Source organism: Streptococcus australis (assembly GCF_015553625.1).
Classification (GTDB): domain Bacteria; phylum Bacillota; class Bacilli; order Lactobacillales; family Streptococcaceae; genus Streptococcus; species Streptococcus australis_B.
In genome coordinates this window covers 1-22,685 of sequence record NZ_JADNGY010000002.1, presented here as the reverse complement: position 1 = coordinate 22,685, position 22,685 = coordinate 1, and the positions used below count along the sequence as shown (strand labels likewise).

At 42.4% G+C, this 22,685-nt stretch carries 24 protein-coding genes and 1 riboswitch; of the genes, 23 read left to right on the top strand and 1 reads right to left on the bottom strand.

The genetic code is table 11. The annotated features are described in order from the left end of the window. Positions 1 to 97 precede the first annotated feature (97 nt). From nox to I2D56_RS01485, 14 genes are all read left to right on the top strand, one after another. Positions 98 to 1,474, top strand: coding sequence for a H2O-forming NADH oxidase (gene nox, locus I2D56_RS01545; protein WP_195347818.1), 1,377 nt, complete (start codon positions 98 to 100; stop codon positions 1,472 to 1,474). Between the two features lie 106 nt (positions 1,475 to 1,580). After that, positions 1,581 to 3,122, top strand: coding sequence for a ClC family H(+)/Cl(-) exchange transporter (locus I2D56_RS01540; RefSeq protein ID WP_195347817.1), 1,542 nt, complete (start codon positions 1,581 to 1,583; stop codon positions 3,120 to 3,122). Between the two features lie 93 nt (positions 3,123 to 3,215). Continuing rightward, complete coding sequence (gene efeO / locus I2D56_RS01535; RefSeq protein ID WP_195213902.1) at positions 3,216 to 4,085, top strand: iron uptake system protein EfeO; 870 nt, start codon at positions 3,216 to 3,218, stop codon at positions 4,083 to 4,085. Positions 4,086 to 4,087: 2 nt separating this feature from the next. Beyond that, complete coding sequence (efeB, locus tag I2D56_RS01530; protein WP_195213903.1) at positions 4,088 to 5,296, top strand: iron uptake transporter deferrochelatase/peroxidase subunit; 1,209 nt, start codon at positions 4,088 to 4,090, stop codon at positions 5,294 to 5,296. Continuing rightward, positions 5,274 to 6,956, top strand: coding sequence for an FTR1 family iron permease (locus I2D56_RS01525; RefSeq protein WP_195213904.1), 1,683 nt, complete (start codon positions 5,274 to 5,276; stop codon positions 6,954 to 6,956). The genes efeB and I2D56_RS01525 overlap by 23 nt, the downstream gene beginning before the upstream one ends. Next, entirely contained in the window at positions 6,946 to 7,665 is a 720-nt protein-coding gene (gene tatC / locus I2D56_RS01520; RefSeq protein ID WP_195213905.1) for a twin-arginine translocase subunit TatC, read from the top strand. The genes I2D56_RS01525 and tatC overlap by 11 nt, the downstream gene beginning before the upstream one ends. Before the next feature lie 2 nt (positions 7,666 to 7,667). Next, entirely contained in the window at positions 7,668 to 7,865 is a 198-nt protein-coding gene (locus tag I2D56_RS01515) for a twin-arginine translocase TatA/TatE family subunit (protein WP_195213906.1), read from the top strand. A 254-nt stretch (positions 7,866 to 8,119) separates the two neighbouring features. After that, a complete protein-coding gene (locus I2D56_RS09840; protein ID WP_267472022.1) occupies positions 8,120 to 8,245 on the top strand; it encodes a hypothetical protein in 126 nt (41 codons plus the stop codon). A gap of 57 nt (positions 8,246 to 8,302) precedes the next feature. Continuing rightward, entirely contained in the window at positions 8,303 to 8,863 is a 561-nt protein-coding gene (locus I2D56_RS01510; RefSeq protein ID WP_195213907.1) for a sugar O-acetyltransferase, read from the top strand. Positions 8,864 to 8,904: 41 nt separating this feature from the next. Then, positions 8,905 to 9,582, top strand: a complete 678-nt coding sequence (locus tag I2D56_RS01505; RefSeq protein WP_229038962.1) for an alpha/beta hydrolase — start codon at positions 8,905 to 8,907, stop codon at positions 9,580 to 9,582. Between the two features lie 179 nt (positions 9,583 to 9,761). Further along, on the top strand, positions 9,762 to 10,745 hold the full coding sequence (guaC, locus tag I2D56_RS01500; protein ID WP_023023279.1) for a GMP reductase: 984 nt from the start codon (positions 9,762 to 9,764) through the stop codon (positions 10,743 to 10,745). Next, a riboswitch (purine riboswitch) is annotated at positions 10,738 to 10,833 on the top strand. (Overlaps the previous gene by 8 nt.) 75 nt (positions 10,834 to 10,908) lie before the next feature. Further along, positions 10,909 to 11,490 carry a xanthine phosphoribosyltransferase gene (locus I2D56_RS01495; RefSeq protein WP_023023277.1) on the top strand — a complete coding sequence of 194 codons (582 nt, stop codon included), beginning with the start codon at positions 10,909 to 10,911 and terminating at the stop codon, positions 11,488 to 11,490. Continuing rightward, positions 11,490 to 12,752: a nucleobase:cation symporter-2 family protein gene (locus I2D56_RS01490; RefSeq protein WP_023023275.1), complete on the top strand. Its 1,263-nt coding sequence runs from the start codon at positions 11,490 to 11,492 to the stop codon at positions 12,750 to 12,752. The genes I2D56_RS01495 and I2D56_RS01490 overlap by 1 nt, the downstream gene beginning before the upstream one ends. A gap of 116 nt (positions 12,753 to 12,868) precedes the next feature. Beyond that, entirely contained in the window at positions 12,869 to 14,215 is a 1,347-nt protein-coding gene (locus I2D56_RS01485; protein ID WP_042507459.1) for an MATE family efflux transporter, read from the top strand. 37 nt (positions 14,216 to 14,252) lie between these two features. Here the strand turns inward: I2D56_RS01485 and I2D56_RS01480 are convergent, their stop codons facing one another. Further along, the gene (locus I2D56_RS01480) at positions 14,253 to 14,435 is read right to left on the bottom strand and encodes a 4-oxalocrotonate tautomerase (RefSeq protein WP_001117401.1); all 183 of its coding nucleotides are present in this window, start codon (positions 14,433 to 14,435) and stop codon (positions 14,253 to 14,255) included. 423 nt (positions 14,436 to 14,858) lie between these two features. Between I2D56_RS01480 and I2D56_RS01475 the strand changes: the two genes are divergently transcribed. The 9 genes from I2D56_RS01475 (at position 14,859) to I2D56_RS01435 (ending at position 22,609) form a co-directional block, all read left to right on the top strand. Further along, positions 14,859 to 15,440, top strand: a complete 582-nt coding sequence (locus tag I2D56_RS01475; protein WP_023023272.1) for a thymidine kinase — start codon at positions 14,859 to 14,861, stop codon at positions 15,438 to 15,440. Between the two features lie 15 nt (positions 15,441 to 15,455). Then, on the top strand, positions 15,456 to 16,535 hold the full coding sequence (gene prfA / locus I2D56_RS01470) for a peptide chain release factor 1 (protein ID WP_195347816.1): 1,080 nt from the start codon (positions 15,456 to 15,458) through the stop codon (positions 16,533 to 16,535). Further along, positions 16,535 to 17,371: a peptide chain release factor N(5)-glutamine methyltransferase gene (gene prmC / locus I2D56_RS01465; RefSeq protein ID WP_129299269.1), complete on the top strand. Its 837-nt coding sequence runs from the start codon at positions 16,535 to 16,537 to the stop codon at positions 17,369 to 17,371. The genes prfA and prmC overlap by 1 nt, the downstream gene beginning before the upstream one ends. Further along, the gene (locus I2D56_RS01460) at positions 17,358 to 17,957 is read left to right on the top strand and encodes an L-threonylcarbamoyladenylate synthase (protein ID WP_195347815.1); all 600 of its coding nucleotides are present in this window, start codon (positions 17,358 to 17,360) and stop codon (positions 17,955 to 17,957) included. Before prmC ends, I2D56_RS01460 begins: the two co-directional genes overlap by 14 nt. 1 nt (position 17,958) lies before the next feature. Then, positions 17,959 to 18,390 carry a GNAT family N-acetyltransferase gene (locus tag I2D56_RS01455; protein WP_023023266.1) on the top strand — a complete coding sequence of 144 codons (432 nt, stop codon included), beginning with the start codon at positions 17,959 to 17,961 and terminating at the stop codon, positions 18,388 to 18,390. An 11-nt stretch (positions 18,391 to 18,401) separates the two neighbouring features. Continuing rightward, positions 18,402 to 19,658 (top strand): serine hydroxymethyltransferase, encoded by a 1,257-nt coding sequence (glyA, locus tag I2D56_RS01450; RefSeq protein WP_195347814.1) that lies wholly within the window; start codon positions 18,402 to 18,404, stop codon positions 19,656 to 19,658. 8 nt (positions 19,659 to 19,666) lie between these two features. Further along, entirely contained in the window at positions 19,667 to 20,641 is a 975-nt protein-coding gene (locus tag I2D56_RS01445; protein WP_023023264.1) for a nucleoid-associated protein, read from the top strand. Further along, positions 20,641 to 21,243, top strand: a complete 603-nt coding sequence (locus I2D56_RS01440) for a lysozyme family protein (RefSeq protein WP_042507458.1) — start codon at positions 20,641 to 20,643, stop codon at positions 21,241 to 21,243. The genes I2D56_RS01445 and I2D56_RS01440 overlap by 1 nt, the downstream gene beginning before the upstream one ends. Before the next feature lie 346 nt (positions 21,244 to 21,589). Further along, positions 21,590 to 22,609 carry a DUF1002 domain-containing protein gene (locus I2D56_RS01435; protein ID WP_023023262.1) on the top strand — a complete coding sequence of 340 codons (1,020 nt, stop codon included), beginning with the start codon at positions 21,590 to 21,592 and terminating at the stop codon, positions 22,607 to 22,609. Positions 22,610 to 22,685: the final 76 nt, after the last annotated feature.

The following is a 22,685-nucleotide window of genomic DNA, read 5'->3' as shown; positions in this document are numbered from 1 at the left end:
AAAAAAATATCACAAATTGTAAGCAAAATAATTGGAAACGATATCATATTCATGTTATAATTGTAAGGTAAATAAAATTAAAGGTAGGATTTTTTCTATGAGTAAAATCGTAGTTGTGGGTGCTAACCACGCTGGAACTGCATGTATCAACACAATGTTGGATAATTTTGGAAACGAAAATGAAATCGTTGTATTTGACCAAAACTCAAATATTTCATTCCTTGGATGTGGAATGGCTCTTTGGATCGGTGAGCAAATCGACGGTCCTGAAGGCTTGTTCTATTCTGATAAAGAAACGCTTGAAGCTAAAGGTGCGAAAATTTACATGAACTCACCTGTACTTTCAATCGACTACGATAACAAAGTTGTTACTGCAGAAGTTGAAGGAAAAGAACACAAAGAATCATACGATAAGTTGATCTTTGCTACTGGTTCTACACCAATTTTGCCTCCAATTGAAGGTGTTGAAATTGTTAAAGGTAACCGTGAGTTCAAAGCAACTCTTGAAAACGTACAATTTGTTAAGTTATACCAAAATGCTGAAGAAGTGATTGAAAAATTGAAAGACAATAGCAAACACTTGAACCGCATTGCCGTAGTTGGTGGCGGGTACATCGGTGTTGAGTTAGCTGAAGCTTTCGAGCGTCTTGGAAAAGACGTTGTCCTAGTTGATATCGTGGATACTGTCTTGAACGGATACTACGATAAAGATTTCACAGACATTATGGCTAAAAACTTGGAAGACCACAACATCCGTTTGGCTCTTGGACAAACTGTTCAAGCAGTTGAAGGAAATGGTAAAGTAGAACGCTTGGTAACTGACAAAGAAACATTCGACGTGGATATGGTTATTCTTGCTGTTGGTTTCCGTCCTAACACAGCTCTTGCTGATGGTAAGATCGAACTCTTCCGCAACGGTGCCTTCCTTGTAGACAAGAAACAAGAAACGTCACTTCCTGGTGTATACGCTGTAGGTGACTGTGCGACTATCTACGATAACGCACGTGATGAAATGAGTTACATCGCTCTTGCATCTAACGCTGTTCGTTCAGGTATTGTTGGAGCTTACAACGCGACTGGTCATGAATTGGAAGGAATCGGTGTTCAAGGTTCTAATGGTATCTCAATCTACGGTCTTCACATGGTTTCGACTGGTTTGACACTTGAAAAAGCAAAAGCTGCTGGTTTCAATGCTGGCGAAACAGGATTCAACGATCTTCAAAAACCTGAATTTATCAAACACGATAACCATGAAGTCGCAATCAAGATTGTCTACAATAAAGACAACCGTCAAATCCTTGGTGCTCAAATGGTATCACGTGATAGTGCAATCTCAATGGGAATTCATATGTTCTCACTTGCTATTCAAGAACACGTGACGATTGATAAGTTGGCACTGACTGACTTATTCTTCTTGCCACACTTCAACAAACCATACAACTACATCACAATGGCGGCTTTAACTGCTGAATAATAAAGTCAAAAAACGCTCGTTAGGGCGTTTTTTTGATTATCTCATACTCAAGAGCCGTGAAAAATAGTATAATAAAGGCAATTAATCTTGGAGTTTAAGTGAATTTATGAAACAAAGTCAGCAAATCCAAAAAGAATTTCAAGCGAGCTCAAGTTCTATTTTAACTCAGGTTAGTAGAGGTGTTTTAGTTGGTCTCGTAGTTGGCGCGATCGTCTCGAGTTTTCGCTTTTTTATTGAACATTTCTTTCATTTTGTGCAGGGGCTGTATAAGGATCTAGGAAGAAGTCCGATCAATTGGATCATCATTCTCTCTATGTATCTTTTAATTATTCTACTAGCTAGCCAACTGATCAAAAAGAACCAAAACGTAAAGGGTTCCGGTATTCCCCAAGTGGAAGCAGAATTAAAAGGTTTACTTCAAATAGACTGGTGGACTACCCTTTGGCAAAAATACATTTTAGGAATTCTTTCAATTGCAAGTGGCTTAATGTTAGGTCGTGAAGGACCAAGTATCCAGCTTGGCGCTATGGGAGGCAAGGGGTTGGCTAAAAAACTTACTCTTAGTCCAGTAGAAGAAAGGGCCTTAATTGCTAGCGGGGCCGCTGCGGGTTTGGCGGCAGCCTTTAATGCACCAATTGCGGGTCTTCTCTTTGTAGTAGAAGAAGTCTACCATCATTTTTCTCGGGTCTTCTGGGTATCTACCTTGGCTGCTAGTTTGGTCGCAAACTTTGTCTCCCTTAACATCTTCGGTCAAACACCTGTTCTAAATATGCCAGATCACATTCCCCATATCGATTTATCCAGCTATTGGATTTTCCTAGTCATGGGTGTTTTTCTGGGCGGGACTGGTTTTTTCTATGAAATTGCTGTTTTAAATGTTGGTCGTGTTTATCAAAAGCTCGGTGCTTATTTCAAGGTAGCTGCACCCTATTATCCAATCTTTGCCTTTCTTTTGATCTTACCTATTGGTTATTATTTCCCTCACTTACTTGGAGGTGGCAATCAGCTGGTTTTGAATTTAGCCCATGTCCCACTTAGTATCCAGACGCTCGTCTTTTATTTTGGGGTGCGATTTATCTGGAGTATGATCAGTTACGGTAGTGGTCTTCCTGGTGGTATCTTCCTTCCTATCCTAGCTCTTGGATCAGTTTTAGGAGCCTTGGTTGCTGCGGTGTTATTGCCGTTCGGTCTCATTCAGTCCAATCAACTACCTTTGTTTGTCATTTTGGGGATGAGTGGTTATTTCAGTGCCATTTCAAAAGCACCCTTAACGGCTATGATTCTAGTGACCGAAATGGTCGGAGATATTCGAACCTTGATGCCGATAGGCTTGGTTACTTTGACAGCCTACATTACCATGGATCTACTAAAAGGAGCCCCTGTCTATGAGGCTATGCTGGAACAATTGATACCCGAGGTGACCAGTGGTTCGGATGTCTTAACCTTGATCGAAATTCCTGTATCAGAGAAAATAGCAGGCCGTCAAGTACGCGACTTGGACCTGCCGAGAGACCTTCTAATCACTACTTACCAGCATAATGGTAAAAACAGTACAGTGCATGGCAGCACCCGTCTCTATCTTGGAGATAGTATCTACCTTGTAGTAAAAGAGACAGACATAGGTCGGGTGAAAGAATTACTCCTCTAATTCTTTTATTAAAGTTTTCTGACAATTGTTGAAAAATGAGAAAATCTTTGCTATAATAGACCACGTAAAAAACGAATCCAGGAGAAAAGAACCATGAAAAAACTGGCAGTAGCACTCTTATCTGTTGCTTTATTAACAGGATGTGCCAATTCATCCTCAAATAAAACCACCTCAAACAGTTCCTCTTCGTCAGTGACTTTGTCTAAAGAGGACCAAAAAGCCTTGGATCAGGCGACAAGCGAATACAAGGAGTTTGTGCAAGGCCAAATCGATCAGTTGTTAAAAGATACAGAGGAATTTCAAAGAGTCCTCAAAAGTGGTGATCTAGAAGAAGCCAAGAAGGTCTATCCTTTGATTCGTATGTCTTATGAACGTTCTGAACCAATCGCTGAAAGCTTTGGAGAGTCTGATGTCAAGATTGACTTCCGACTTGTTGACTATGTTGACGAAAACAAATCAGAAGAAGGTTGGTCTGGCTTCCATCGTATCGAACGCATCTTGTGGGAAGAAAATACAACCAAAGGTACTGAAAAATATGCAGATCAATTGGTCAATGATATCAAAGAGCTCAAAGCTAAGATTGCGACAGTAGAAGTAACGCCAGATATGATGTTGACAGGGGCGGTTGACCTCTTGAATGAAGTGGCTACACAAAAGATCACTGGTGAAGAAGAAATCTTCTCTCATACAGATCTCTACGATTTCCGTGCCAATATTGAAGGAGCTGAGAAGATCTTTGCTCTCTTCAAACCTCTCATCGAGAAGAAGGATGCCAAGCTTGTGAAAACTCTTGAGACAGAATTCAAGGCTGTGAATGACTTGTTAGACAAACATATGACGGATGAATCCAACTATAAATCATATACAGATCTAACAGAAGAGGATACCAAAGAACTAGCGGAAGCAGTAACGAAATTAGGGGAACCTCTCTCTCAAATGGGAATCATTTTAAACGGTAAATAACAATGACAAAAGACGAAAAATTTTTTGAAAAGAAAATGGATCGTCGCGAATTTCTGAAAAAAGCAGGTATTGGGGGAGCAGGCTTAGCACTTGGTCTATCCGGTGCTTCTGCTTTTTTCGCTAATAAGGAGCAAGATTCCAAGAATATCGCGGACGGTCAAGAAGAGATTAGTTTTTATGGCAAGCACCAGGCGGGGATTACAACCCCCATGCAAAAAAACATTTATTTTGTGGTGCTAGACCTCCATACAAAAGATAAAGAAGAGATCATCCAATTATTTAAGGATTGGACGGACTATAGTGAGAAGTTGGTCAACGGAGACTTAGTCAAAAAAGATGGATTCAACGCTCTCTTGCCACCAAGTGATACAGGTGAAACAGTTGGACTAAATCCTTATCGCCTCACCTTAACCTTTGGTGTTTCGGCTAGTTTTTTGACAAAATTAGGACTTGAGAAGAAACGTCCTAAACTCTTCCGAGATTTACCAGCTTTTCCTAAGGAACAGTTGAGAGAGCAGTATACGGGTGGTGATATCGTTATCCAGGCTTGTGCAGATGATGAGCAGGTGGCCTTTCATGCCGTACGCAACCTAATCCGCAAAGGACGCAATAAGGTGACTATGAAGTGGAGTCAATCAGGCTTTGCTGCTATTGGCGATCGTATGGAAACCCCAAGAAACCTCTTTGGATTTAAAGATGGGACTGCCAATGTCACGACAGAGAAAGATTTTGATAAGGTGGTCTGGGCTGATAGTCAAGACTGGATGAAAAATGGCTCTTATATGGCTGTCCGCCGGATCATCATGCACCTGGAAACCTGGGATCGTACCAACCTACAGGAGCAAGAAAATACTTTTGGGCGCTATAAGGAAAGTGGTGCACCGTTTGGGAAGCAAAACGAATTTGACGAAGTAGATCTTTCCCTCTTACCAGTTGACTCACATGTCCGTTTGGCCAAAGAAGTGGATCTACCCATTTTGCGTCGCTCTTATTCTTACTCTGATGGGATTGATCCGAAAACGGGGCAGTTTGATGCTGGATTACTCTTTATTGCCTTCCAAAAGGATCCAGACAGCTTTGTAAAAATTCAAACCAATCTTGGGGCAGTCGATAAGATGAATGAATACGTGACCCATATTGGCAGTGGCCTCTTTGCCTGCTTTGGAGGTGTGAAGAAAGGAGGCTACATTGGTCAAGACTTATTTGAATAAACTTCTAGTTGTCTTTGTAGCCTGTCTCTTTTTCATCGTATCGCCTGTCCAAGCAGAATCTTATAGCGATCTTTTTATCAAAATTACCGACGCGACGACAGCAGTTCGGGACAAGGATCAAGAGAAGGCTCACACGCTAGTAGCAGAGATAAAAGAAGAGTTTCTGAAGAAAGACAATCATGATTCTAAGGCAGGAAAGGAAGTTCAGAAAAGTCTGGACTTGGAGGGCGAAATCACAGAAAAACAATTGGTGACAGTTTCCGCTTCCTTGCTAGCCTTTGAAAAAGAGCAAAATCCAGTCGACCTGGATGCTGAAAAAGAGAAGCTTGAAACTCGCTTACAACCTTACTTTGAGAAGCTTCAAGAAGCGATCACAGCAAAGGATCTCCAAACAACACGTAAGGCCTACGCTGATTTAAACAATACCTGGACCCGGAATGAAGCGGTTGTCAGAGATCATAGTACCGCTTATTACGGAAAGGTAGAAACAGCTATCTCCTTCTTGAGAAGTGCGATCGAAACAGAGCCTACAAACTTTGACTCCATCCAATCTTCTTACAATGACCTAAAGAATGTGCTGGATCAATTTATCAGTGGGGAAAAGATAGAGGAGACAAGTAGCAATCTGACGCTTTCGGACGGAATCAAGCTCCTCAAGAAAGCTCTGAGTCTCTTCCAAGCCAATGACACTAGTCAAGCTAGTCAAGTGATGAAAGAGTTCATTACCATTTGGCCAACGATCGAAGGGGACGTAAGCACGACCAATCCCTCTCTCTATACCCGAGTGGAAAGCCAAAGTCCAGTCATTATGGTCAAGGGGAATGAAAGCAAGTATCAAAAGCAGCTAGAAACCCTGATTAGGGATCTGTCTGCCATTGATACCACTGCCTCCTATTCGGCGGTTGACGCCATGTTGATCCTCTTGCGTGAAGGAGTCGAAGCGCTATTGATTGTCATGGCCTTAGTGACAGTTCTCAAGTCAGCTAAATTGACCAAAGGACTGAAATGGGTCTATGCAGGAGCTCTTCTGGGAATCCTTGCCAGTGCCGCCATTGCAGTTGCTCTTCAATATTTGTTCCCAGCTGTGACTTCAGCTTCCAACCGTGAAGTGATCGAAGGGGCAGTGGGGATCATCGCAGTAGGGATGATGATTGTCATTGGGATTTGGCTGCATCGCAAGTCCTCTGTTCAAAAATGGAACCAATTCATGGAGACGCAGATGAAGGCTGTGACTGCAACTGGAAGTTTCATTTCGATGTTTGCTCTCAGTTTCTTAGCTGTCTTCCGAGAGGGAGCCGAGACCATCCTTTTCTATGTAGGGATCTTATCTCGTATTCGCTCCTTTGATTTCTTCCTAGGGATCGGCTTAGCTCTTGCAGTTTTAGCCATTCTTGCCATTCTCATGACCAAGGCAAGTCATCTGGTCAAGCCACATAAGATTTTCTTCCTCTTGACTTGGATGATCTATGCCCTGGCCTTTAAGATGCTAGGGGTGAGCCTACACGCGCTCCAATTAACCAATATGCTTCCCAACCATATCTTGAGTAATTTCCCAACCATTGATTGGGCAGGGATTTACCCAAGCTGGGAAGTGGTAGCTTGTCAGATGCTGTTTATCTTTATAATTGTGATTGTGACGGTGAAGCAGCATGAAAAATGAAGATAGAAGGCTCACGATTGTAGAGCATTTAAGCGAGTTTAGACGGCGCTTCATCGCTTGCATCCTTTGTTTTTTCCTTGTCTTTTGTGGAGCCCTATTGTTTTCTGATCAGCTTTATGCCTACTTGACAGCTGGCTTTCGGGAAAAACTCTTAGTACTTGGACCTAACGATATTTTAAGCATCTACCTGCATTTGGCAGGTTTAATGGCTTTTACCATCACCTTGCCCTTCACTCTCTTTCAAGTCTGGCAATTTGTAAAGCCAGCCTTGAGAAAAGGAGAAGCAGGAGCTATTCTGCTCTATGTGCCAGCTAGTTTGATTTGTTTCTTACTAGGCTTATTCTTCGGCTATTATCTGGTTAGTCCAGCTATCTTAGAGGTACTCTTGAAGTTGGGACAAGGTCAGTTTACCATTCAGTTAACGGCACAGAACTACTTGACCTTCGTCTTTCATACGACTGTTCCTCTGGGTGTCTTGTTTGAATTGCCGGTTCTTGTAGCCTTTTTGACCTCGATCCATATCTTAACGCCAGACTGGTTAAGGCGCTATCGCCGAATAGCCTACTTTCTATTGCTAGTACTAGCAGTCATCCTGACCCCTGCTGATTTTATCAGTGATCTAGCAATGACTGTGCCTCTTATCTTACTCTATGAAGTGAGTTTAGGCATCAGTTGCATTATCTATAACCGCATACAAAAAAGGAGATAAATATGGGAATTTTACGTGATATCGGAGCACCAGGTCTGATTATTATTATCCTGGGAGCCCTCTTAATCTTTGGACCAAAGCGTTTGCCTGAGTTGGGTCACTCACTTGGAAAAATGTTCTCTGAATTCAAGTCAGCCGTCAACAATGGTGCCACTGAAAAAGAAGAGGAGAAAGAAAAGACTGATAAACTCGAAAAATAATCGCTTTCTTTTCATGATATTTTCTGACAGAACGATCTTGTCTTCTTTCATTTTCCATCATATCAAAAGCAGGAGGATAGACTTAAAACGATATCTGAGTAAGAATCCTGCTTTTTGTTATTTTTGAACAGTCTGAAAATTTTTGTAAATTACAAATTGAAAACAAATCAAATTTTGATAGCGTTTTCCTTGAATCTAAAATAGGCCAGGAGTATAATAGAGGGTGGAAAAAGTACATTAAAAAGGAGTGTGTCATGATGATCATTAGTGTGATTTTTGCTGTAGCTTACTTCTTGCTGGTTGCCCTTGTTGCGGCTCTTGTTTTCCGAGCGATAGGAAAAATATTTGAGCTCTTCGATGGTTTCCTGATGTACCATTAAGAGAGAAACAAGCCCACTCACTATGAGTGGTTTTTTACTATTAAATGGGAGATGATGATGAAAACTGAATATGAAAAGATGATTGCTGGTGAGTTCTACAGTCCCATGGATCCAGAATTGAGGAGGTTGGCGCAAGAAGCTCGGACCAAGCAATTTGCCTTTAACCAAGAAGCAGATGGCGTGAAACGAAGCCAAATCATAAAAAGTTGGTTCGGGTCCACTGGGGAAAATCTTTCCCTACACCCTTTTTTGGCTTGTGATTATGGGGTGAATATCCACTTGGGAGAGAACTTTTATGCCAACTGGAACCTAACCATGCTAGATGTCTGCCCGATTAGGATTGGGAAGAACGCCATGATCGGTCCCAATTGCCAATTTCTCACGCCTCTTCATCCCCTGGATCCACACGAACGAAATGCAGGAAAAGAATATGGTGCTCCAATAACGATTGGAGATAACTTTTGGTCAGGTGGAGGAGCCATCATTCTTCCAGGTGTTACCCTAGGCGATAATGTCGTCGTCGGAGCAGGAGCTGTGGTGACAAAATCCTTTGGGGATAATGTAGTCTTAGCAGGTAATCCGGCCAGAATCATCAAGGAAATAGAGGTGAAAGGATGAGGTTTTACTTTATCGGAGGACTTGGAAGTAACGAGAATCATATGACCGAATTTGCTCACTGTTTTCCATTTCCCATCACGTATCTAGACCCCTATAAGGTGAACCTGGAATCTCCTAAAGATATAGAAGATTGGTTTGAAGCCCATGCGGATACTAATGAAAATACTTGTATCATAGCCCATTCACTAGGTGGAGATTTGGCTCGCTACCTAGCATCGAAAATACCACAAATGACCCACCTGGTTCTCCTTGACGGTGGCTATCTTGACATGGACCAGATCTTACCACTAGAGCAGGAACTTGAAGAGACAGTCGCCTATCTGAAGCACCAGGTATTTTCATCTCTAGAGGAAGCTGTTGCAAGTGAACTTGGAGATACGGACAATCCTTTGCCAGCGACTATAAAAGCCATCCAAGCCAGTTATCGTTGGAATTCTGACCTCTATCATTATGAACTGGATCTAGATCCACAAGCTGTTCTTCCCTTACTGAAACTCAGACGGGACCTTCGATCTATTCAAGCTCCACTCTCAGATACTGACGTTTTATTCATCGCTCCTAACTACGAAGAAGAACCCACTTGGAGAGCTCAAGCCATTGAGACATTAGATCCCTCTATCAAGAAGGTACTCTTAAAGGATCTCGGTCACGATTTTTATACAGCAGTCCCTAATCTTGTCAGTAAAGAAATCATCAATTGGATTGGCGTTTGTTCATAAATAACTCATATATAGAAACTCCTCTAAACAATCGTCTAGTAATTTCCGAACATTATTTAGATAATCAGCATTCTAATTGAATCGACTCCGTATCTTTGTTATAATCTTGAATGGAAACGTCGGAAGGCGTAGTGATGAACCATCACGATTTAAAATTTAGAAACGAGATTTCAATCCGTATGTTAAACGAATTTCCAATCTTTGATTACGAAGATATTCAATTAATCCCTAACAAGTGCATTATCAAAAGTCGTGCAGAAGCTGACACGTCAGTTCAGTTTGGTAATCACACTTTCAAGTTGCCAGTCGTACCTGCCAACATGCAGACTATCCTCGATGAGGATGTGGCCGAGCAACTGGCTAAAGGGGGATATTTTTACATTATGCACCGCTTTGACGAAGCTGGTCGAATCCCTTTTATCAAACGCATGCACGATCAAGGTTTAATTGCTTCTATCTCAGTTGGAGTAAAAGACTATGAGTACGACTTTGTGACTCAACTCAAGGACGATGCGCCTGAATACATCACCATCGATATCGCTCACGGTCACTCAGATAGTGTGATCCAAATGATCCAGCATATCAAGAAGGAGTTGCCAGATACCTTTGTCATCGCAGGAAATGTCGGAACACCAGAGGCCGTTCGTGAGTTGGAAAATGCTGGAGCGGATGCTACCAAGGTCGGGATCGGTCCTGGTAAGGTCTGCATCACCAAAGTGAAGACTGGCTTTGGTACTGGCGGTTGGCAGTTAGCAGCCCTTCGTTGGTGTTCAAAAGCAGCTCGCAAGCCGATTATTGCGGACGGGGGGATTCGGACGCACGGAGATATTGCTAAATCCATTCGCTTTGGTGCTAGCATGGTCATGATTGGCTCGCTTTTTGCAGGACACATTGAAAGCCCAGGTAAAACCGTTGAAGTCGACGGGGAATCCTTTAAAGAGTATTATGGATCTGCTTCCGAGTACCAAAAAGGGGCCTATAAAAATGTTGAAGGTAAGAAAATCCTCCTACCAGCCAAAGGTCATCTGCAAGATACCTTGACAGAGATGGAGCAAGACTTGCAAAGTTCTATTTCCTATGCTGGAGGTCGCAAGGTTGCTGATCTCAAGCATGTCGATTATGTCATCGTAAAGAATTCTATCTGGAATGGTGACTCTCATTAAAACTACAATTACTTATTTATCTTGCGGATTGGCGCAAGGTCTCTACAAGGTGCCGGAACACCTAACAATAAGTAAGTCTTAGATTGATCCAGGGATACTTGGATTCTTTAGAGGCTTACTTGGTAAGTCTCTATTTTTTGTTCCATACTGTTTAGGAGAAAACATGAAATTATTAGAAGAACGTATATTGAAAGACGGATATGTCTTGGGAGAGAATATCCTCAAGGTTGATTCCTTCTTGACCCACCAAGTGGATTACCAGTTGATGAAAGAAATTGGGAAGGCTTTTGCGGACCGGTTTAAAGATGCTGGTCTGACCAAGGTTGTGACCATTGAAGCTTCCGGAATTGCTCCTGCCCTCTATGTGGCAGAAGCTTTGGAACTTCCCATGATCTTTGCTAAAAAAGCCAAGAATATTACCATGAATGAAGGGATTTTGACAGCAGAAGTCTATTCCTTTACCAAGCAAGTGACCAGTACGGTTTCCATTGCTAGCAAGTTTTTAACACCAGATGATCGCGTCTTGATCATCGATGACTTTCTAGCAAATGGCCAAGCAGCTAAGGGCTTGATCCAGATCATCGAACAAGCTGGTGCCAGTGTAGAAGCCGTCGGTATCGTCATCGAGAAATCTTTCCAGGATGGCCGTGGACTACTAGAAGAACTCGGCTACCCAGTTGTTTCACTTGCTCGTTTGGACCGTTTTGAAAATGGTCAGGTTGTATTTAAGGAGGCAGACATCTAATGCAAAAACAAGAAAACCATTCACAGGCAGCCATTCTAGGCTTGCAGCACCTATTAGCCATGTATTCGGGCTCTATTCTAGTACCGATTATGATTGCGGGCGCTTTGGGATATAATGCCCAGCAACTAACCTATCTCATCTCTACAGATATCTTTATGTGTGGGGTAGCCACCTTCCTGCAATTGCAGTTAAACAAACATTTCGGGATTGGTCTTCCGGTCGTCCTCGGGGTGGCCTTCCAGTCTGTGGCACCTCTTAGCATGATTGGGGCTAGCCATGGTAGTGGGGCTATGTTTGGTGCCTTGATTGTTTCAGGGATTTACGTCGTTCTGGTCTCAGGATTCTTCTCTAAAATCGCCAACCTCTTCCCATCTATTGTGACAGGATCTGTCATTACCACAATCGGTTTGACCTTGATTCCAGTTGCAATTGGGAACATGGGAAACAATGCAGCAGAACCAACGGTTCAAAGTTTGTTTTTGGCCGTGATTACCATTCTCATCATTCTCGTGGTTAATATCTATACGACAGGCTTTATCAAATCCATCTCTATTTTGATTGGGTTGATCGTTGGGACAGCTATTGCAGCTTCTATGGGCTTGGTGGACTTCACGCCCGTGGATCAGGCCCCTATTCTTCATGTTCCAACACCGTTCTTCTTTGGAGCTCCTAAGTTTGAAATCACCTCAATCGTTATGATGTGTATCATCGCAACTGTTTCAATGGTGGAATCGACTGGTGTTTATCTTGCACTTTCGGATATTACAAAAGATCCAATTGATAGCACGCGCCTCCGTAATGGCTACCGCGCTGAAGGGTTGGCCGTACTTCTCGGTGGTATCTTCAATACCTTCCCTTACACTGGATTCTCACAAAACGTAGGCTTGGTGAAATTGTCTGGTATCAAGACCCGTCTTCCAATCTACTATGCAGCTGGTTTCCTCGTTCTCCTTGGTCTCCTTCCTAAGTTTGGAGCTTTGGCACAAATCATTCCAAGTCCAGTACTTGGTGGAGCCATGCTGGTTATGTTTGGTTTTGTATCTATTCAGGGGATGCAGATTCTGGCTCGTGTCGATTTCGAACACAATGAGCACAACTTCCTCATCGCGGCTGTATCGATAGCAGCAGGAGTCGGTTTGAACAATAGTACTCTCTTTAACGGCCTTCCAAGTGCATTTAAAATGTTCTTTGCAAATGGAATTGTCGTTGCCAGCGTCTTGGCAATCATTCTGAACGCCATCTTGAACCGCAACAAAAAGTAATCTTAAAGAACTGAGGATCAGTTTGATCTTCAGTTCTTTATTTTTTTGACATTTAAGGTGACATATAGTAGAGTGGTAAGAGAAAATTTCAAATTGACAAGAAGAGAGTATCATCCGTGTATCTAACCCATCATTTTAAAGAGCGCTTGCGTTTGTTTATCAGTCTATTTATCCCTCTCCTGGTCTATCAACTAGCCAACTATTCTGCTAGTTTTGTCGATACAGCCATGACAGGACAATACAATACCTTGGATTTAGCTGGCGTGTCAACCGCCACCAGTCTTTGGAATCCCTTCTTTACCTTTTTAACCGGGATTGTATCTGCTTTAACGCCCATTATTGGTCATCACTTAGGGCAGGGGAATAAAAAAAGAATCGCTTCTGATTTTTATCAATTCATTTATCTCTCTTTCATGATGGCTGTCCTCTTGATCGCTTTTGTCTTGCTGATTGCTCCGATAGTCTTAAGTAAAATTGGTTTAGAAAGTGTCGTAGAGGGGATTGCAACCCATTACTTAACCTTTCTCTCTCTAGGAATTTTGCCTCTCTTACTCTTTAGTGTGGTCCGTTCCTTGCTGGATACATTGGGACTTACTCGTTTGTCCATGTACCTTATGTTGCTCTTATTACCTTTAAATGCTAGTTTTAACTACATGTTGATTTATGGAGCTTTTGGTCTTCCTGAGCTAGGAGGAGCAGGAGCGGGACTAGGAACATCTTTGGCCTACTGGGTCCTCCTCATCATTGCCTTTTTGATCCTTTTCAAACATCCGAAAGTAGCCATCTACCAACTATGGAAGGTTCAACCTATCAATCTCAAAGAGATGAAAGAGACGATTCGCTTGGGCTTACCGATTGGTGGGATTGTGTTTGCAGAAGTCATCATCTTTTCTGTAGTGGGCTTGCTCATGGCTAAATTCCCATCTATGACCATTGCCAGTCACCAGTCGGCCATGAATTTTTCAACTCTCATGTACGCTTTTCCAGCTAGCATCTCCAATACCATGGCTATTATTGTGTCCTACGAGATTGGGGCTGGTCGTCCCGATGTTGTTCGTCAATATTGCCGGATTGGACGATGGACAGCCTTTGGGTTTGCCTTCTTTACCCTTACCTTCCTCTATTTTTATCGCTATCAAGTAGCAGGGTTCTATGGCAATGATCCGGAATTTATCCACCAGACAGCTATTTTCATGACCTATAGCCTCCTTTTTCAAATAGCGGATACGGTCGCAGCACCGATTCAAGGGATTCTACGCGGTTACAAGGATACTACCGTTCCCTTCTTGCTCGGAGTTTTTAGCTACTGGTGTGTCTCTATTCCATTGGGGATCTTTTTAGACCATGTCACCAACCTAGGTCCGTATGCTTACTGGATTGGCTTAATTTCTAGCATTGTCGTTAGTGGTATTTGTTACCAGCTGCGTCTCTGGCAAATTCAGAAGAAATACCAAGTTTCTTAAACAAAAACAACCAGAATAGTCTTCTGGTTGTTCTCATTTATTTAGTTCGCATCTCACCTTGAGGGAAGTAAGTTCCTTCAGGCATATCATTGATGATGACGTGAACGGCGGATTGGGGAGCACCTGTATTCCGAACAACAGCTTCGGTTACTTCCTTGGCCAAAGCTTTCTTTTGTTCCAATGTGCGTCCTTCAAATAAATCAATTCGTACAAATGGCATCGGGCCACCTCCTCTATCTATCTTAGGTCTATTTTATCATATTTTGAATGAAAAGTAGCAGACTAGTAAGATTCGAATCACCTAATGGAAAGGTTAAAATAGAGTATAAAAATTTTTTACCAATATTTAGTACTATCCACTTACATAACTCCAGGTATTATGGTATAATTAATTTGTGAGAAGTGGTCTCTCACGATGCGTTTGTCATTTTGTCAGGGAAATGATAGACGCTTTTTTTATTCTCAAATTGCAAAATACAAATAATATTCTGCTAGAGCGAACAAGAGAAATGAGACTTTATAGGGTTCAGAATCTCCTTATTAGAAGAGCAATCACCCAATGGAGAAGCTCTCTATAAGTTGCCCTAATTTACGGCCCGTGTTATAATATAATGAAACACATTTTAGAGAGAATAGAAGGAAAATGGCACAATTATATTATAAATATGGGACGATGAATTCTGGTAAGACCATCGAAATTTTGAAGGTAGCCCATAATTATGAAGAGCAAGGAAAAAGCGTCGTTATCATGACCTCAGCAATCGATACGCGCGATGGATTTGGAGTTGTTTCTAGCCGGATTGGTATGAAACGGGAAGCCATTGCGATCGAAGACGATACAGACGTCTTCGGTTATATCCAAAGCCTGAAAGAGAAACCCTACTGTGTCTTGGTCGATGAAGCACAGTTTTTGAAACGACACCATGTCTATGATTTGGCTAGAGTTGTAGATGAACTAGATGTGCCCGTCATGGCTTTTGGTCTCAAAAATGATTTCCGCAATGAACTCTTTGAAGGTTCCAAACATTTGCTCTTGCTAGCTGACAAGATTGAAGAGATCAAGACCATCTGCCAATACTGTTCCCGCAAAGCAACCATGGTCTTGCGCACTCAAGCGGGTAAACCCGTCTACGATGGAGAGCAGATCCAAATCGGTGGACACGAGACCTATATCTCGGTTTGCCGCAAACATTATTTTAACCCAGACATTCACCAAGAACATTAATCTTAAGGAGACAACATGAATATCTATGATCAACTACAAGCTGTAGAAGACCGATACGAAGAGTTAGGAGAATTACTGAGTGACCCAGATGTGGTCTCTGATACCAAACGCTTTATGGAGCTTTCAAAAGAAGAGGCTTCTACTCGTGACACGGTAACAGCTTACCGAGAGTACAAACAAGTCCTTCAAAACATTGTCGACGCTGAAGAAATGATTAAGGAAGCAGGCGGCGATGCGGATTTGGAAGAAATGGCCAAGCAAGAGCTAAAAGATGCTAAGGCTGAAAAAGAAGAGTACGAAGAAAAATTGAAGATCTTACTTCTTCCTAAAGATCCAAACGATGACAAGAACATTATCTTGGAAATCCGTGGGGCAGCTGGAGGAGACGAAGCCCAATTGTTTGCTGGTGACCTCTTGCAGATGTACCAAAAATATGCAGAAAGCCAAGGCTGGCGCTTTGAAGTCATGGAAGCTTCCTACAATGGCGTTGGTGGGATCAAAGAAGTCGTAGCCATGGTTTCTGGTCAATCAGTCTACTCGAAACTCAAGTATGAATCTGGTGCCCACCGGGTGCAACGGGTTCCAGTGACAGAAAGCCAAGGTCGTGTCCATACTTCAACTGCCACAGTTCTGGTCATGCCAGAAATCGAAGAAGTCGAGTATGACATTGATCCAAGAGACCTTCGGATTGACATCTACCACGCATCTGGTGCGGGTGGACAGAACGTCAACAAGGTCGCTACAGCCGTTCGTATCGTTCACTTGCCAACCAATATCAAGGTCGAGATGCAGGAAGAACGGACGCAACAAAAGAACCGCGAAAAAGCCATGAAGATCATCCGTGCGCGTGTGGCTGACCACTTTGCTCAGATTGCCCAAGACGAGCAAGACGCTGAGCGGAAGTCTACTATCGGGACTGGTGACCGTTCAGAGCGGATCCGGACTTACAACTTCCCTCAAAACCGTGTGACCGATCACCGGATTGGCTTGACCCTTCAAAAACTGGATACCATCTTATCTGGTAAATTAGATGAAGTGGTCGATGCTTTGGTCTTGTATGATCAAACACAAAAACTAGAAGAGTTGAACAAATAATGTTGTTGGGACCATTATTAGCCCAGTATGAAGAAGAATTAATAGCCATTGGAGAGGAACCAGAAAGCCTCTCCTTCGCGTATCGTGCTTTAAAAAACTGGACCTTTACAGACTTTGTCCTTGCCTTGCAAACAGAAGTAAAAGTAGAGGATCAGGCCTTGCTTCTATCCATCTTTGAGCAGCTGAAACATCACGTCCCTGCCCAATATATTATTGGCAGCGCAGAATTTTTTGGTCATGTTTTTACAGTTGATGAGCGTGTGCTGATTCCACGACCTGAAACGGAAGAATTGGTCGCTCTTATTCTTGAAGAAAACGATGAGAAAGCCTTACGAGTTCTAGATATCGGAACAGGTAGTGGGGCTATTGCTATTAGCCTAGCCCTTGCTAGACCTACCTGGCAGGTTCAAGCTAGTGATGTCTCAGAAGAGGCTTTAGCCCTGGCTCAAGAAAATGCCAAGCAGTTAGAAGCTTTCCTTGAATTTAAGTCGTCAGATGTTTTGGAGCAGCTACCAGGTCCCTATGACCTGATTGTGTCCAACCCTCCTTATATCTCCCATGATGATGTAGAAGAAGTCGGAGCCAATGTTTTAGCCTCTGAACCCCACTTAGCTCTTTTTGCGGATCGTGATGGATATGCTATCTACGAAAAGATTGCCCAGCAAGCACCAAGTGTTTTAACACCAGACGGAAAGATCTATCTAGAAATTGGCTATAAGCAAGGAGCCAAAGTAAAAGAGCTCTTTCAAGAAGCGTTTCCTAACAAACGAGTTCGCGTTCTGAAAGACCAATTTGGACAAGATAGAATGGTAGTAGTAGACAATGGATCACATTGAGAAAGAATTAGAAGCAGGACGTGCAGTTGTCTTACCGACTGAGACTGTCTATGGCCTCTTTGCAAAGGCACTGGATGAAGCAGCGGTTGATCGAGTATACACTCTAAAGCAGCGCCCTCGTGAGAAGGCTATGAACCTCAATATTTCCAGTGAAGAAGACATTCGATTTTATTCGAAAAATCAACCACCTTATCTATCAAAACTAATCGCAACCTTTTTACCAGGACCCTTAACCATTATTCTCGAAGCCAATGAGGAGGTACCAGCTTGGATTAATTCTGGGATGGCTACGGTTGGTTTTCGGATGCCAGCTCATCCAAAAACATTGGAATTAATTCGTAAAACAGGTCCCTTGATCGGACCTTCTGCCAACCTCTCTGGGAAAGCTAGTGGAACCCAGTGTCAGCAGATTCTTAAGGAACTTGGTCATGGAGTGATAGGACTTGAAGACGATAGCTTTCTAACTGGTCAAGATTCGACTATTTTAGACTTATCTGGCGACAAGGTGAAGATTCTACGTCAAGGAGCGATTACACGAGAAGATATCCTTACCAAGATACCTGCAATCCCTTTTGAGGAGGCATGATATGCTACGTGCTTTGAAACCAACAGATACTGCATCTATTTACGAGATTAACAAAGAGGCTTTAGGTTATGCTTTTTGTCCAGAGGAAACGGCTAGACAACTAGCCAAGTTGTCTCAAGACCCCCATCACTTCCTACTAGGCTATGAGGATTCAACCAATCATGATTTACTTGGTTATGTCCACGCTGAAGTCTACGAATCCCTCTATTCCAATGCTGGATTTAATATCTTGGCCTTAGCAGTCTTACCTCAAAGTCAAGGGAAGGGAATCGGAAAAGCTTTGCTTGAAGGACTAGAACAGGAAACCGAAAAACGTGGCTACAAGTTTATACGTTTAAACTCTGCAGAACATCGTATTGGCGCTCATGCCTTCTACGAACAGGTCGGTTATACCTGTGACAAGCTACAAAAACGTTTTATAAAATTTATTTAAGGAGAAGACCTATGATTTTTGACAAAGAAGATTACAAAGCATATGATGCAGCTCTATGGGATGCCATTGCGAAAGAAGAAGAGCGCCAGCAAAATAACATTGAGTTGATTGCTTCTGAAAACGTCGTCTCCAAGGCGGTTATGGCTGCCCAAGGGTCTATCCTGACCAATAAATACGCAGAAGGATATCCGGGACGTCGTTACTACGGTGGGACTGATGTCGTAGACATCGTCGAAAGCCTCGCCATCGAACGCGCTAAGGAAATCTTTGGGGCTAAGTTTGCCAATGTTCAACCCCACTCAGGTAGTCAGGCTAACTGTGCTGCCTATATGGCCTTGATTGAGCCAGGAGATACGGTTATGGGGATGGATCTAGCTGCCGGTGGACATTTGACTCACGGTGCTTCTGTGAGCTTCTCAGGTCAAACCTACAACTTTGTATCTTACAGTGTAGATCCGGGAACTGAACTCTTGGATTTTGATGCTATCTTGAAACAAGCTCAAGAAGTGAAGCCAAAGTTGATTGTAGCAGGTGCTTCAGCCTACTCTCACATCATTGATTTCTCAAAATTGCGTGAGATTGCGGATGCAGTAGGAGCCAAACTCATGGTCGATATGGCCCATATTGCTGGTTTGGTAGCCGCTGGCCTTCACCCAAGCCCAGTTCCTTATGCACATATCACGACCACGACCACTCACAAGACCCTTCGTGGACCTCGTGGTGGCTTGATCCTGACCAATGATGAAGACTTGGCTAAAAAGATTAATTCTGCCATCTTCCCTGGTATTCAAGGAGGACCTTTAGAGCATGTCGTTGCAGCCAAAGCTGTTGCTTTCAAAGAAGCCCTCGATCCTGCCTTTAAAGAGTATGCAGCTAACGTGATTAAAAACAGCCAGGCTATGGCTGATGTCTTCTTGCAAGATCCAGATTTCCGTGTCATTTCAGGCGGAACAGAGAACCACCTTTTCCTTGTCGATGTGACGAAAGTCGTTGAAAATGGAAAAGTGGCTCAAAACATACTAGATGAGGTCAACATTACCCTCAACAAGAACTCCATCCCATATGAAACCCTGTCACCATTTAAGACCAGTGGGATTCGGATTGGGACAGCAGCTATCACAGCCCGTGGTTTTGGAGAAGAAGAAAGCCGTACGGTAGCTGAATTGATCATCAAAGCATTGAAAAATGCGGATAACCCAGCTGCATTAGAAGAAGTACGTGCTCAAGTCAAAGCCTTGACAGATGCCTTCCCACTTTACGAGGACTAAACCATTTTATGGACATTTATGTAAAAAAAGCCATCATTCATCAATTTAGCCCAGATGATACCGATCTCTACCTGGCGGACAAATTCCTCAATATCACACCTAAAATTGAGGAATATTTGCGCAAAAAGATTGAACGGGTATACTCCGATGAGGCCAAGACCGGTATTTTTGAAGAGGACAACCCTTTTCTTGAGATGATTTCGGATGATCTGCTAGAAACTTCAGTAGTAGTTGCGAACCGCTGGAAGGAAGAATTTGTTATCTCTGAGAATCAAAAAACCAATGATTTGGTGTTTATTCAATTCTCAAAAGAAGGGGTGGACCACTTTGCCTTCCTCCGAATTGCATTGCGTGAAACCTTGACACACTTAGGTGGCGAAGTGGATAATCCGATCAAGCTGACGCAAAACAATCTGCCTGGTTTTGGTACGGGTGCCGATGAAGCCTTGGTCATCAATCTTCAAAGCCGTAAGTACCACTTGATTGAAAAACGGATCAAGTACAACGGAACGTTCTTGAACTATTTCTCTGAGAATCTCCTCCAGGCCCAACCGAAGATTTCTCCTAAAAAGTCAATCAAAGAAATAGAGAAAACTGCCCAACGGATTGCTGAGAATTTCCAACAAGACGATTTTCAGTTCCAATCCAAGGTTAAATCAGCTATTTTCAACCAACTGGAAGAAGAGAATGAGCTATCTCCAGAGAAATTAGCGAATGATTTGTTTGATAACAATTTAACAGCTCGACTCAGTTTTGTCGATCAAGTAAAAGAGTCCATTCCTGATCCTGTTCGATTTGATGAAATAGATGCCAGTCGCCAATTAAAAAAATTTGAGAACCAAAAACTCTCCCTTTCAAACGGGATTGAGCTTTTAGTTCCTAACCATGTTTACGAAGATGCTGAATCGGTAGAGTTTATCCAGAATGAGAATGGGACCTACTCGATCCTCATCAAAAATATAGAGGACATTCAGAATAAATAATGATGAAACGAATAATAAAAATTTTCTTTTGCCTCTTGCTCGTCTTTTTCATATACAAGGGCTATCAGATACACCGGGATGTCAAGCAGGTCATGACTTATCGCACCTTAGTGCGTGAAGTACTGGCTGAGGAAGACACTGGTACCAATGAAGATCTGATCCTTGCCATGATTTATACCGAGACCAAGGGCAAGGAAGATGATGTCATGCAGGCCAGTGAAAGTGCAACAGGCCAGACAAATTCTATCACCAATAACAAAGAAAGTATTCGCCAGGGGATTCAAACGCTCTCTGAGAATCTGAGAATAGCAAAAGAGAAGGGGGTTGATCCCTGGACCGCTGTCCAAGCTTATAATTTTGGACAGGATTACATTGAATATGTAGCTAAAAATGGCGGAAAAAATACGCTAGAATTAGCCCGTCAATATTCAAAAAAAGTGGTTGCACCGAGTCTTGGAAATGTCACAGGTAAGACCTATCTTTATCTCCATCCTATCTCATTTTTACACGGCTCAGAGCTCTACGTTAATGGGGGAAATTATTATTATTCACGTCTCGTTGAAATGAATCAGTTCATCATGAAATTATTTTCTTGGTTTTAATATAAACAGCACTTTAAGAGGCTGGGACAAAAGTCCTAGCCTCTTAATTGCCTTTGGATTATCGAGCAAGATGCAGTGGTTGAGTGGGCTCTACTATGCTGATTTCATCATCTTTTAAAGCCCTACTCAACTGTGCGGAGCTGGGACGACGAAATCGAATTCTAACGAATGACCGATTTCTGTCCCACTCTCTTTTTATAGATCAAACTGTCATCTGTTTTTAAAGAAGCTGTAAGCCAGTCTTAAGATAAAAAGGGTAAACTAAAAAGGAGGCAAAGAGATAAAATCTGCTTCCTTTTTATTGTCCGATAGCGTATTAATATCCTAGAAGGAGTTAAGAAAAAGTATGAAACCAGTCAGGAAATTTATTGGAATCTTTATCGCTAGCTGGTTTGCACTTCTTGCAAGCTCTTCGACGGCATTTGCCAACTCAAGCATTCAGAAAGTTATTGATCAAAAATACAAGCAACCTGACTATGTCATCGGATCATCATTGAATGAATTCGAAGTCGAGCAAACCCTCAGTCTCTTGATGTATAACGAGGAACAAGAGAAGGAATGGAAAACCATGAACCCTTCTGATTATACAAGTTTTAGGTTCGATGAGAATGGAGATCATTCTTCCTCCGTTAAACTACAGAAACAAGCCAAAAAAGCACCAGTTAGCGTGCACATTGTCACTCCTCAAAATATCACAGAAGTAACAGCAGATATGCATCGCAATGCACTGACCACTCTTGGGCTCGAACACGCCGATATCACAATTGCCTCTCCAACAGAAGCATCAGGCCTGAGTGCTCTTGCAGCAGTTGCATACTCCCTTGAGCAAAGCGGTAGTAAAATTTCTGATGAAAACAAAATACTTGCCCAAGAAGAATTATCTCTGCTTGCAGCTATCTATAAAGAAAATGCCCGTAAAAATAACTTCCATGAAGATAAACTCAATGTAGCCGTCATCGATCTTAAAATCGCAGCGCTAAAGGGAAGCAATCAAGATAAAAAGCTTGAGAAAAAAGATTTTCAAAAGCTGGTAACAAGGATTCTAGAAACTTACCAATTAAATGGCGCTATAACGGATAAACAAACCAAACAATTAGTTGATTTCACTAGCAAGCTTGCGAATAGTAAGCTAAACTCTGATAAAAACCTTGTCAAATCCTTCAAAGCTCTAAAACAGGATATCATTGAAAAGGCAGGAGATAGCTTTAATACGATTGATACCAAGCACGATACGGAGTCACTATTGAAAGAAAGCAACAATCTTCTCTTATACCCTATGATTGGACTGGGCCTCCTGATTCTCCTAGGAATCGGATTAATGTCTTATCATGTTCATCGTCATCAAACCAAGAGGAATAAACTATAAAAAGAGAGTGGGACAGAAATCGGTAATTCGTTAGAATTCGATTTCGTCGTCCCACCTCCGCACAGTTGAGTAGGGC